At 61.5% G+C, this 12,114-nt stretch carries 11 protein-coding genes; all 11 read left to right on the plus strand.

The annotated features are described in order from the left end of the window. Window positions 1-219 precede the first annotated feature (219 nt). The 11 genes from GH769_RS13525 (at window position 220) to nuoL (ending at window position 12,114) form a co-directional block, all read left to right on the plus strand. Window positions 220-633, plus strand: a complete 414-nt coding sequence (locus tag GH769_RS13525; protein WP_003192109.1) for an NADH-quinone oxidoreductase subunit A — start codon at window positions 220-222, stop codon at window positions 631-633. A gap of 10 nt (window positions 634-643) precedes the next feature. Next, window positions 644-1,318 (plus strand): NADH-quinone oxidoreductase subunit B family protein, encoded by a 675-nt coding sequence (locus GH769_RS13530; RefSeq protein ID WP_003174719.1) that lies wholly within the window; start codon window positions 644-646, stop codon window positions 1,316-1,318. Window positions 1,319-1,389: 71 nt separating this feature from the next. Beyond that, window positions 1,390-3,174 carry an NADH-quinone oxidoreductase subunit C/D gene (gene nuoC, locus GH769_RS13535; RefSeq protein WP_032902840.1) on the plus strand — a complete coding sequence of 595 codons (1,785 nt, stop codon included), beginning with the start codon at window positions 1,390-1,392 and terminating at the stop codon, window positions 3,172-3,174. 2 nt (window positions 3,175-3,176) lie between these two features. Then, window positions 3,177-3,674 carry an NADH-quinone oxidoreductase subunit NuoE gene (gene nuoE / locus GH769_RS13540; protein WP_003232080.1) on the plus strand — a complete coding sequence of 166 codons (498 nt, stop codon included), beginning with the start codon at window positions 3,177-3,179 and terminating at the stop codon, window positions 3,672-3,674. Continuing rightward, window positions 3,671-5,026, plus strand: a complete 1,356-nt coding sequence (gene nuoF, locus GH769_RS13545; RefSeq protein WP_032896666.1) for an NADH-quinone oxidoreductase subunit NuoF — start codon at window positions 3,671-3,673, stop codon at window positions 5,024-5,026. Before nuoE ends, nuoF begins: the two co-directional genes overlap by 4 nt. Window positions 5,027-5,161: 135 nt before the next feature. After that, the gene (gene nuoG / locus GH769_RS13550; RefSeq protein WP_014718910.1) at window positions 5,162-7,876 is read left to right on the plus strand and encodes an NADH-quinone oxidoreductase subunit NuoG; all 2,715 of its coding nucleotides are present in this window, start codon (window positions 5,162-5,164) and stop codon (window positions 7,874-7,876) included. Further along, window positions 7,873-8,880, plus strand: a complete 1,008-nt coding sequence (gene nuoH, locus GH769_RS13555; RefSeq protein ID WP_003174724.1) for an NADH-quinone oxidoreductase subunit NuoH — start codon at window positions 7,873-7,875, stop codon at window positions 8,878-8,880. The genes nuoG and nuoH overlap by 4 nt, the downstream gene beginning before the upstream one ends. 11 nt (window positions 8,881-8,891) lie before the next feature. Beyond that, entirely contained in the window at window positions 8,892-9,440 is a 549-nt protein-coding gene (nuoI, locus tag GH769_RS13560; protein WP_014718911.1) for an NADH-quinone oxidoreductase subunit NuoI, read from the plus strand. Between the two features lie 9 nt (window positions 9,441-9,449). Then, complete coding sequence (gene nuoJ / locus GH769_RS13565; RefSeq protein WP_003174726.1) at window positions 9,450-9,953, plus strand: NADH-quinone oxidoreductase subunit J; 504 nt, start codon at window positions 9,450-9,452, stop codon at window positions 9,951-9,953. A 2-nt stretch (window positions 9,954-9,955) separates the two neighbouring features. Continuing rightward, a complete protein-coding gene (gene nuoK / locus GH769_RS13570) occupies window positions 9,956-10,264 on the plus strand; it encodes an NADH-quinone oxidoreductase subunit NuoK (protein ID WP_003174727.1) in 309 nt (102 codons plus the stop codon). Further along, a complete protein-coding gene (gene nuoL / locus GH769_RS13575) occupies window positions 10,261-12,114 on the plus strand; it encodes an NADH-quinone oxidoreductase subunit L (protein ID WP_014718912.1) in 1,854 nt (617 codons plus the stop codon). The genes nuoK and nuoL overlap by 4 nt, the downstream gene beginning before the upstream one ends.

Below are 12,114 nucleotides of genomic sequence, written 5' to 3' on the forward strand. Positions count from 1 at the left end.
ATAATTGATGAAAAGCCCGCTAATGCCCACGCCACAAGGGCTACAGCCCCAAGAAGGTGCACTATGTGCTTATTCCACCGAATAATTTCGCCCTGGGAATTTTACTTGCCCGGTGTTTAGCCATAAAATCACCGCGATTGATTGCAGTGCGACATATCGTCACTGCATCGTTACTTTTTCGAGCTCAGAGACCTTTGCTCTCTGTTAAGGATTTCCAGCATGACCGACGCGACAGGACTCATGGCCCACAACTGGGGCTTTGCCATTTTCCTTCTCGGTGTTGTAGGCCTCTGCGCCTTCATGCTTGGCGTCTCCAGCCTCCTCGGGTCAAAAGCCTGGGGCCGCAGCAAAAACGAACCGTTCGAATCCGGCATGCTACCTACAGGTGGCGCCCGCTTGCGGCTCTCAGCCAAATTCTATCTGGTCGCGATGCTCTTCGTGATCTTCGATATCGAAGCCCTCTTTCTCTTTGCATGGTCTGTGTCCGTCCGCGAAAGCGGCTGGACCGGATTCGTCGAAGCTCTCGTTTTCATAGCAATTCTGTTGGCAGGTCTTGTCTACCTGTTCCGAGTGGGCGCCCTTGACTGGGCTCCGGAAGCTCGTCGCAAGCGGCAAGCGAAGCTGAAACAATGAGGCTTTGGCAATGCAATACAATCTCACCAGGATCGACCCGGATGCTCCTAACGAGCAGTACCCCATCGGCGAACGGGAAACCGTCTCCGACCCGTTAGAAGACCAAGTCCACAAAAACATCTACATGGGCAAGCTGGAAGACGTGCTGAGTGGCGCGGTCAACTGGGGGCGTAAAAACTCCCTGTGGCCGTACAACTTCGGTCTTTCGTGCTGCTACGTGGAAATGACCACCGCCTTCACGGCGCCCCACGACATCGCGCGCTTTGGCGCCGAAGTGATCCGGGCCTCGCCGCGCCAGGCGGATTTCATGGTTATCGCCGGTACCTGCTTCATCAAGATGGCGCCGATCATCCAGCGCCTCTATGAGCAAATGCTCGAACCAAAGTGGGTTATCTCCATGGGTTCGTGCGCCAACTCCGGTGGCATGTACGACATCTACTCGGTCGTTCAAGGGGTGGACAAGTTCCTGCCCGTGGACGTCTACGTGCCTGGCTGCCCGCCCCGTCCCGAAGCGTTCCTGCAAGGCTTGATGCTGTTGCAGGAATCGATTGGCAAGGAGCGTCGCCCACTGTCCTGGGTGGTCGGTGATCAAGGCGTTTATCGCGCCGAGATGCCGTCTCAAAAGGAACAGCGCCGCGAACAGCGAATCGCAGTCACCAACCTGCGCAGCCCCGACGAAGTCTGATCCAGCCCGCTTCTTTTATAGAACGAAAACCTGGCTTCATTCTTTACGTTGACCGAAAGCGATAAAAAACCATGACTACAGGCAGTGCTCTGTACATCCCGCCTTATAAGGCAGACGACCAGGATGTGGTTGTCGAACTCAATAACCGTTTCGGCCCTGACGCCTTCACCGCCCAGGCCACACGCACCGGTATGCCGGTGCTGTGGGTGGCGCGTGCCAGGCTCGTCGAAGTCCTGACCTTCCTGCGCAACCTGCCCAAGCCGTACGTCATGCTCTATGACCTGCATGGCGTGGACGAGCGTCTGCGCACCAAGCGCCAGGGCCTGCCGAGCGGTGCCGATTTCACCGTGTTCTACCACCTGATGTCGCTGGAACGTAACAGCGACGTGATGATCAAGGTCGCCCTGAGCGAGAGCGACCTGAGCATCCCGACCGTGACCGGTATCTGGCCGAACGCCAGCTGGTACGAGCGTGAAGTCTGGGACATGTTCGGCATCGACTTCCCTGGCCACCCGCACCTGACGCGCATCATGATGCCGCCGACCTGGGAAGGTCACCCGCTGCGCAAGGACTTCCCTGCCCGCGCCACCGAATTCGACCCGTACAGCCTCAACCTCGCCAAGCAACAGCTTGAAGAAGAGGCGGCGCGCTTCCGCCCCGAAGACTGGGGCATGAAGCGCGCCGGCACCAACGAGGACTACATGTTCCTCAACCTGGGCCCGAACCACCCTTCGGCCCACGGTGCCTTCCGTATCATCCTGCAACTGGACGGCGAAGAAATCGTCGACTGCGTCCCGGACATCGGCTACCACCACCGTGGCGCCGAGAAGATGGCCGAGCGTCAGTCCTGGCACAGCTTCATCCCGTACACCGACCGTATCGACTACCTCGGCGGCGTGATGAACAACCTGCCGTACGTGCTCTCGGTCGAGAAGCTGGCCGGTATCAAGGTACCGGACCGCGTCGACACCATCCGCATCATGATGGCCGAGTTCTTCCGCATCACCAGCCACCTGCTGTTCCTGGGTACCTATATCCAGGACGTCGGCGCCATGACGCCGGTGTTCTTCACCTTCACCGACCGTCAGCGTGCCTACAAGGTCATCGAAGCCATCACCGGTTTCCGTCTGCACCCGGCCTGGTACCGCATCGGCGGAGTGGCCCACGACCTGCCGAACGGCTGGGAACGCCTGGTCAAGGAATTCATCGACTGGATGCCCAAGCGCCTGGACGAGTACCAGAAAGCCGCGCTGGACAACAGCATCCTCAAGGGCCGCACCATCGGCGTCGCGCAGTACAACACCAAAGAGGCCCTGGAATGGGGCGTCACCGGTGCCGGCCTGCGTTCCACCGGTTGCGACTTCGACCTGCGTAAAGCACGCCCGTACTCCGGCTACGAGAACTTCGAGTTCGAAGTACCGCTGGCGGCCAATGGCGATGCCTACGACCGTTGCATCGTGCGCGTCGAAGAAATGCGCCAGAGCCTGAAGATCATCGAGCAGTGCATGCGCAACATGCCGGCCGGCCCGTACAAGGCGGATCACCCGCTGACCACGCCGCCGCCCAAAGAGCGCACGCTGCAGCACATCGAAACCCTGATCACGCACTTCCTGCAGGTTTCGTGGGGCCCGGTGATGCCGGCCAACGAATCCTTCCAGATGATCGAAGCGACCAAGGGTATCAACAGTTATTACCTGACGAGCGATGGCGGCACCATGAGCTACCGCACCCGGATTCGTACCCCAAGTTTTGCCCACTTGCAGCAGATCCCTTCGGTGATCAAAGGCGAGATGGTCGCGGACTTGATTGCGTACCTGGGTAGTATCGATTTCGTTATGGCCGACGTGGACCGCTAAGCATGAACAGCACGCTTATCCAGACAGACCGTTTCACCTTGAGTGAAACCGAGCGCTCGGCCATCGAGCACGAGCTGCATCACTACGAAGACCCGCGCGCGGCGTCGATCGAAGCCCTGAAGATCGTCCAGAAGGAACGTGGCTGGGTGCCCGACGGCGCCCTCTACGCCATCGGCGAGATCCTCGGCATCCCCGCCAGCGACGTTGAAGGCGTGGCGACGTTCTACAGCCAGATCTTCCGCCAACCGGTGGGCCGCCACATCATTCGCGTGTGCGACAGCATGGTCTGCTACATCGGTGGCCATGAGTCCGTGGTCAGCGAAATCCAGGCCAAGCTGGGCATCGGCCTCGGCCAGACCACCGCCGACGGCCGCTTCACGCTGCTGCCGGTGTGCTGCCTGGGCAACTGCGACAAGGCGCCGGCGTTGATGATCGACGACGACACATTCGGTGACGTACAGCCTGCTGGCGTGACCCAATTGCTCGAGGGCTACCCATGACCCTGACCTCTTTCGGCCCGGCCAACCTGATCAAGCGTTCGGCCGAGACCCACCCGCTGACCTGGCGCTTGCGTGACGACGGCGAGCCGGTATGGCTCGACGAATACCAGGCCAAGAACGGCTACGCCGCTGCGCGCAAAGCTTTCGCCGACATGGCCCAGGACGATATCGTCCAGACCGTGAAAGACGCCGGTCTCAAGGGCCGCGGCGGCGCAGGCTTCCCCACTGGCGTGAAGTGGGGCCTGATGCCCAAGGACGAATCCATCAACATCCGCTACCTGCTGTGCAACGCGGATGAAATGGAGCCCAACACCTGGAAAGACCGCATGCTGATGGAGCAACTGCCCCATCTGCTGATCGAAGGCATGTTGATCAGTGCCCGTGCGCTCAAGACCTACCGTGGCTATATCTTCCTGCGTGGCGAGTACACCACCGCCGCCAAGCATCTGAACCGTGCCGTGGAAGAAGCCAAGGCCGCCGGCCTGCTGGGCAAGAACATCCTCGGTTCCGGTTTCGACTTCGAACTGTTCGTGCACACCGGCGCCGGGCGTTATATCTGCGGTGAAGAAACCGCACTGATCAACTCCCTCGAAGGCCGCCGCGCCAACCCGCGTTCCAAGCCGCCCTTCCCCGCCGCCGTGGGCGTGTGGGGCAAGCCGACGTGCGTGAACAACGTCGAGACCCTGTGCAACGTGCCGGCGATCATCGCCGACGGCGTGGACTGGTACAAATCCCTGGCCCGCGAAGGCAGCGAAGACATGGGCACCAAGCTCATGGGCTTCTCCGGCAAGGTCAAGAACCCTGGCCTGTGGGAACTGCCATTCGGCGTGACCGCACGCGAGCTGTTCGAGGACTACGCCGGCGGTATGCGCGACGGCTACACCTTGAAAGCCTGGCAGCCAGGCGGCGCCGGCACCGGTTTCCTGCTGCCCGAGCACCTCGATGCACAAATGTATGCCGGCGGTATCGGCAAGGTGGGCACCCGGATGGGTACCGGCCTGGCGATGGCGGTCGACAACACCGTGAACATGGTCTCGTTGCTGCGCAACATGGAGCAGTTTTTTGCCCGCGAATCCTGCGGCTTCTGCACCCCATGCCGCGACGGCCTGCCTTGGAGCGTCAAGCTGCTGATGGCCCTGGAAAATGGCGAAGGCCGCGAGGGCGACATCGAAACCCTGCTGGGTCTGGTCGGTTTCCTCGGCCCAGGCAAGACTTTCTGTGCTCACGCACCAGGCGCCGTGGAGCCATTGGGCAGCGCAATCAAATACTTCCGCTCGGAGTTCGAAGCCGGCATCGCGCCCACCAGCGCCGCCGTCCCGCCTCTGGCGAAGCCGATCGTAGTCGGCGCGTAACGCTTAAACAGGCGAAGGGTCCGTGCCCTTCGCCTGCTCATGTGCTGACGCCGTAAAGGCTGTGTAGATGCACATGAATAACAAGATTCCATTAGCCACGCCCGCTGACAACGGGCCAACGAAGAACTTTGAACCATGGCCACTATCCACGTAGACGGCAAAGCGCTCGAAGTCGATGGGGCGGACAACCTGTTACAGGCGTGTCTGTCACTCGGCCTCGACATCCCGTATTTCTGCTGGCACCCCGCGCTTGGTAGCGTCGGTGCCTGTCGCCAGTGTGCGGTCAAGCAATACACCGACGAGAACGACACCCGTGGTCGTATCGTCATGTCCTGCATGACCCCAGCCACCGACAACACCTGGATCTCCATCGACGATGAAGAATCCAAGGCGTTCCGCGCCAGCGTTGTCGAATGGCTGATGACCAACCACCCCCACGACTGCCCGGTCTGTGAGGAAGGCGGTCACTGCCACCTGCAAGACATGACGGTGATGACCGGCCACAACGAGCGCCGTTATCGCTTCACCAAGCGTACCCACCAGAACCAGGACCTCGGCCCGTTCATTTCCCACGAAATGAACCGCTGCATCGCCTGCTACCGCTGCGTGCGCTTCTATAAAGACTACGCCGGCGGCACCGACCTCGGCGTGTTCGGCGCCCACGACAACGTGTACTTCGGTCGCGTTGAAGACGGCGTGCTGGAGAGCGAGTTCTCCGGCAACCTCACCGAGGTCTGCCCGACCGGTGTGTTCACCGACAAGACCCACTCCGAGCGCTACAACCGTAAGTGGGACATGCAATTTGCGCCGAGCATCTGCCATGGCTGCTCCAGCGGTTGCAACATCTCCCCGGGCGAGCGCTACGGTGAGCTGCGTCGTATCGAAAACCGCTTCAACGGTTCGGTCAACCAGTACTTCCTGTGCGACCGTGGCCGTTTCGGCTATGGCTACGTCAACCGCGAAGACCGCCCACGCCAGCCCCAGCTGGCCGATGGCGCCAAGCTGAGCCTGGACGCAGCGCTGGATAAGGCTGCCGACCTGTTGCGCGGGCGCAATATCGTGGGTATCGGTTCGCCACGCGCCAGCCTCGAAAGCAACTTCGCGTTGCGCGAGCTGGTAGGTGCCGAACACTTCTACTGCGGTATCGAAGCCGACGAGCTGGAGCGCATCCGCCTGGTCCTGCAAGTGCTGAACGACAGCCCGCTGCCGGTACCGAACATGCGCGACATCGAAGACCACGATGCGATCTTCGTACTCGGTGAAGACCTGACCCAGACCGCTGCACGCATCGCGCTGTCGCTGCGTCAGTCGGTCAAAGGCAAGGCCGAAGAAATGGCCGACGCCATGCGCGTACAGCCTTGGCTCGACGCCGCCGTGAAGAACATCGGCCAGCACGCGCTGAACCCGCTGTTTATCGCCTCCCTGGCTGAAACCAAGCTCGACGACATCGCCGAAGAGTGCGTGCACGCCGCGCCGGACGACCTGGCCCGCCTCGGTTTCGCCGTGGCCCACGCCCTCGACGCCAGCGCACCCGCCGTTGAAGGCCTGGACGCTGAAGCTGCCGAGTTGGCCCAGCGCATTGCCGACGCCCTGCTGGCGGCCAAGCGTCCGCTGATCATTGCCGGTACCTCGTTGGGTTCCAAAGCGCTGATCGAAGCCGCCGCCAACATCGCCAAGGCCCTGAAGCTGCGCGACAAAAATGGCTCCATCAGCCTGGTGGTGCCGGAAGCCAACAGCCTGGGCCTGGCCATGCTCGGTGGCGAGTCCGTGGACGCAGCGCTGCAAGCCGTGACCGACGGCCGTGCCGACGCCATCGTGGTGCTGGAAAACGACCTGTACACCCGCACCGCTGCGGCCAAGGTTGACGCGGCACTGGATGCGGCCAAGGTGCTGATCGTCGCCGACCACCAGAAGACCGCCACCAGCGACCGCGCCGATCTGGTGCTGCCAGCCGCCACCTTCGCCGAAGGCGACGGTACCCTGGTCAGCCAGGAAGGCCGCGCCCAGCGCTTCTTCCAGGTGTTCGATCCGAAGTACATGGACGCCAGCATCCTGGTGCACGAAGGCTGGCGCTGGCTGCATGCCCTGCGCGCCACCCTGCTGAACCAGCCGATCGACTGGACTCAGCTCGACCACGTGACCGCTGCCACCGCCGCCAGCGCGCCGCAGCTTGCTCGTATCGTCGATGCCGCGCCGTCCGCCGCGTTCCGCATCAAGGGCCTGAAACTGGCACGTGAGCCGCTGCGCTACTCCGGCCGCACCGCCATGCGTGCTGACATCAGCGTGCACGAGCCGCGTACCCCGCAAGACAACGACACCGCGTTTGCCTTCTCCATGGAAGGTTACTCGGGTTCGGCCGAACCGCGTCAGCAGGTGCCATTTGCCTGGTCGCCGGGCTGGAACTCGCCGCAGGCCTGGAACAAGTTCCAGGACGAAGTCGGTGGTCATATCCGCGCTGGCGACCCAGGCACTCGCCTGATCGAAAGCAGCGGTGACTCGCTGAACTGGTTCGCTGCGGTACCGCGTCCGTTCAACCCGGCGCCGGGCACCTGGCAGGTCGTGCCGTTCTTCCACCTGTTCGGCAGCGAAGAGACCTCTTCCAAGGCCGCGCCGGTTCAAGAGCGCATTCCTGCCGCCTATGTGTCCGTGGCCAAGTCCGAAGCCGACCGCCTGGGTGTCAACGACGGCGCGCTACTCAGCCTCAACGTCGCCGGCCAGACCTTGCGTCTGCCGCTGCGTATCAATGACGAGCTGGGTGCCGGCCTGGTTGCACTGCCTAAAGGCATCGCCGGTATTCCGCCTGCCATTTTCGGCAAAACCGTTGACGGTCTGCAGGAGGCAGCGCAATGACTTGGTTCACGCCGGAAGTAATTGACGTGATCATCTCGGTGGTCAAGGCCATCGTGATCCTGTTGGCCGTGGTCGTCGCTGGCGCCCTGCTCAGCTTCGTCGAACGTCGCCTGCTGGGCTGGTGGCAGGACCGTTACGGTCCGAACCGCGTTGGCCCGTTCGGCATGTTCCAGATCGCTGCCGACATGCTGAAAATGTTCTTCAAGGAAGACTGGACCCCGCCGTTTGCCGACAAGGTGATCTTCACCCTGGCACCGGTGGTCGCCATGAGCGCCTTGCTGATTGCGTTTGCGATCATCCCGATCACCCCGACCTGGGGCGTGGCGGACCTGAACATCGGCTTGCTGTTCTTCTTCGCCATGGCCGGTTTGTCGGTATACGCGGTGCTGTTCGCCGGTTGGTCGAGCAACAACAAGTTCGCCCTGCTGGGCAGCTTGCGTGCCTCGGCGCAAACCGTATCCTATGAAGTGTTCATGGGGTTGGCACTGATGGGCATCGTAGTGCAGGTTGGCTCGTTCAACATGCGCGACATCGTCGAGTACCAGGCACAGAACCTGTGGTTCATCATTCCGCAGTTCTTCGGCTTCTGCACCTTCTTCATCGCTGGCGTGGCCGTGACTCACCGTCACCCGTTCGACCAGCCGGAAGCGGAACAGGAACTGGCCGACGGTTACCACATTGAATATGCCGGCATGAAGTGGGGCATGTTCTTCGTCGGTGAGTACATCGGCATCATCTTGATCTCGGCCCTGCTGGTCACGCTGTTCTTCGGCGGCTGGCACGGTCCGTTTGGCATCCTGCCGCAGTTGGCCTTCTTCTGGTTCTTCCTGAAGACCGCGTTCTTCATCATGCTGTTCATCCTGCTGCGCGCCTCGATTCCGCGCCCGCGTTATGACCAGGTGATGGATTTCAGCTGGAGATTCTGCCTGCCGCTGACCCTGATCAATTTGCTGGTGACGGCTGCCGTCGTGTTGTTGAACACGCCAGCTGCCGCGGTTCAGTGAGGATTTGACCCATGTTCAAATATATTGGCGACATCGTTAAGGGTACCGGTACCCAGTTGCGAAGCCTGGTGATGGTGTTCGGTCACGGCTTTCGCAAACGCGACACCCTGCAATACCCCGAAGAAGCGGTGTACCTGCCGCCGCGCTATCGCGGCCGCATCGTACTGACCCGCGACCCCGACGGCGAAGAGCGTTGCGTAGCCTGCAACCTGTGCGCCGTGGCGTGCCCGGTGGGTTGCATCTCCCTGCAGAAAGCTGAAACCGAAGACGGTCGCTGGTACCCGGACTTCTTCCGCATCAACTTCTCGCGCTGCATTTTCTGCGGCCTCTGCGAGGAAGCTTGCCCGACCACCGCGATCCAGCTCACACCGGATTTCGAGATGGCCGAGTTCAAACGTCAGGACCTGGTGTACGAGAAAGAAGATCTTTTGATCGCAGGTACCGGTAAAAACCCTGATTACAACTTCTATCGTGTTGCAGGTATGGCCGTTGCCGGTAAGCCAAAAGGCGCCGCACAAAACGAAGCCGAGCCGATCAACGTGAAGAGCTTGCTGCCTTAAGGAAGAAAGATGGAATTCGCTTTCTATTTCGCATCGGGTATTGCAGTGGTGTCCACGCTTCGCGTGATCACCAACACTAACCCCGTGCACGCCCTGCTCTACCTGATCATTTCACTGATCGCCGTGGCCATGACCTTTTTCAGCCTCGGCGCACCGTTCGCCGGTGTGCTGGAAGTGATCGCCTACGCCGGCGCCATCATGGTGCTGTTCGTGTTTGTGGTGATGATGCTCAACCTGGGGCCGGCTTCGGTCGCCCAGGAGCGCGTCTGGCTCAAGCCCGGCATCTGGCTCGGCCCGGTTGTCCTCGCAGCGCTGCTGCTGGGTGAACTGCTGTATGTGCTGTTCGCTCACCAGAGCGGCCAGGCCATCGGCCACACCACCGTAGACGCGAAAGCCGTGGGCATCAGCCTGTTCGGCCCGTACCTGCTGGTGGTCGAATTGGCTTCGATGCTGCTGCTCGCCGCAGCCATCACTGCCTTCCACTTGGGCCGCAACGAAGCCAAGGAGCAATGACGATGCCTGCTATCCCTTTGGAGCATGGTCTGGCGGTCGCCGGCATCCTGTTCTGCCTTGGCCTGGTCGGCCTGATGGTTCGCCGTAACATTCTGTTCGTGTTGATGAGCCTGGAAATCATGATGAACGCCGCGGCACTGGCGTTCATTGTGGCAGGCGCACGTTGGGGCCAGCCGGATGGGCAAGTGATGTTCATCCTGGTGATCAGTCTGGCAGCCGCCGAAGCCAGTATTGGCCTGGCGATCCTGCTGCAGCTGTATCGTCGCTTCCACACGCTTGATATCGACGCTGCCAGTGAGATGCGCGGATGAACATGATCTTTCTGACTTTCGTATTCCCCCTGATCGGTTTCCTGCTGCTGTCGTTCTCTCGCGGGCGCTGGTCGGAAAACCTCTCGGCCCTGATCGGCGTGGGCTCCATCGGCCTGTCGGCCATCGTGGCCGCCTACGTCATCTGGCAATTCAACGTGGCACCGCCTGAAGGCGGTCACTACACCCTGGTGCTGTGGCAGTGGATGGCGGTCGAGGGCTTCAAGCCCAACTTCGCCCTCTACATCGACGGCCTGTCGATCACCATGCTCGGCGTGGTGGTGGGTGTGGGTTTCCTGATTCACCTGTTCGCGTCCTGGTACATGCGCGGTGAAGCGGGCTACTCGCGCTTCTTCTCGTACACCAACCTGTTTATCGCCAGCATGCTGTTCCTGGTGCTGGGCGATAACCTGTTGTTCCTGTACTTCGGCTGGGAAGGCGTGGGCCTGTGCTCGTACCTGTTGATCGGTTTCTACTACAGCAACCGCAACAACGGTAACGCAGCACTCAAGGCGTTTATCGTCACCCGCATCGGCGACGTGTTCATGGCCATCGGCCTGTTCATCCTGTTCCAACAGGTGGGCACGCTGAACATCCAGGAACTGCTGGTGCTGGCACCGCAGAAATTCCAGGTCGGCGACTTCTGGATCACCCTGGCCACCCTGATGCTGCTGGGCGGCGCCGTGGGTAAATCTGCGCAACTGCCACTGCAAACCTGGCTGGCGGATGCGATGGCCGGCCCTACCCCGGTGTCGGCACTGATCCACGCCGCCACCATGGTGACCGCCGGTGTCTACCTGATCGCCCGTACCCACGGCCTGTTCACCCTGGCGCCGGACATCCTGCATCTGGTGGGCATCGTGGGCGGCGTGACCCTGGTACTGGCCGGCTTCGCCGCGCTGGTGCAGACCGACATCAAACGTATCCTCGCCTACTCGACCATGAGCCAGATCGGCTACATGTTCCTGGCGCTGGGCGTTGGCGCCTGGGACGCGGCGATCTTCCACCTGATGACCCACGCGTTCTTCAAGGCGTTGCTGTTCCTCGCCTCCGGTGCCGTGATCGTGGCCTGCCACCACGAGCAGAACATCTTCAAGATGGGCGGCCTGTGGAAGAAACTGCCACTGGCGTACGCCAGCTTCATCGTCGGTGGTGCCGCCCTGGCAGCCCTGCCGTTGGTGACCGCCGGTTTCTACTCCAAGGACGAGATCCTCTGGGAAGCCTTTGCCAGCGGTAACCAGAACCTGCTGTACGCAGGCCTGGTGGGTGCGTTCATGACCTCGCTGTACACCTTCCGCCTGATCTTCATCACCTTCCACGGTGAAGCCAAGACCGAAGCGCACGCAGGCCACGGCATCTCCCATTGGTTGCCACTGTCGGTGCTGATCATCCTGTCGACCTTCGTCGGTGCGATGATCACCCCGCCACTGCACGGTGTATTGCCACAAAGCGTGGGCCATGCCGGCGGCGAAGCCCAGCACAGCCTGGAAATCGCCTCGGGCGCCATCGCCATCGCCGGTATCCTGCTGGCGGCCCTGCTGTTCCTCGGCAAGCGTCGCTTCGTGACTGCCGTGGCCAACAGTGGCATTGGTCGCTTCCTGTCGGCCTGGTGGTTCGCCGCCTGGGGCTTCGACTGGATCTACGACAAACTGTTCGTCAAACCTTACCTTGCGATCAGCCACGTGCTGCGCAAAGACCCGCTCGACCAGACCATCGGTTTGATCCCGCGTGCCGCCAAGGCCGGTCACACCGCCCTGAGCCGCAGCGAGACCGGCCAATTGCGTTGGTATGCAGCGTCCATGGCGGCGGGTGCCGTTCTGGTGATCGGCGCCATCGTCGTGGTAGCGGTCTGA

Source organism: Pseudomonas sp. CFSAN084952 (genome assembly GCF_009648855.1).
Lineage (GTDB): Bacteria > Pseudomonadota > Gammaproteobacteria > Pseudomonadales > Pseudomonadaceae > Aquipseudomonas > Aquipseudomonas paracarnis.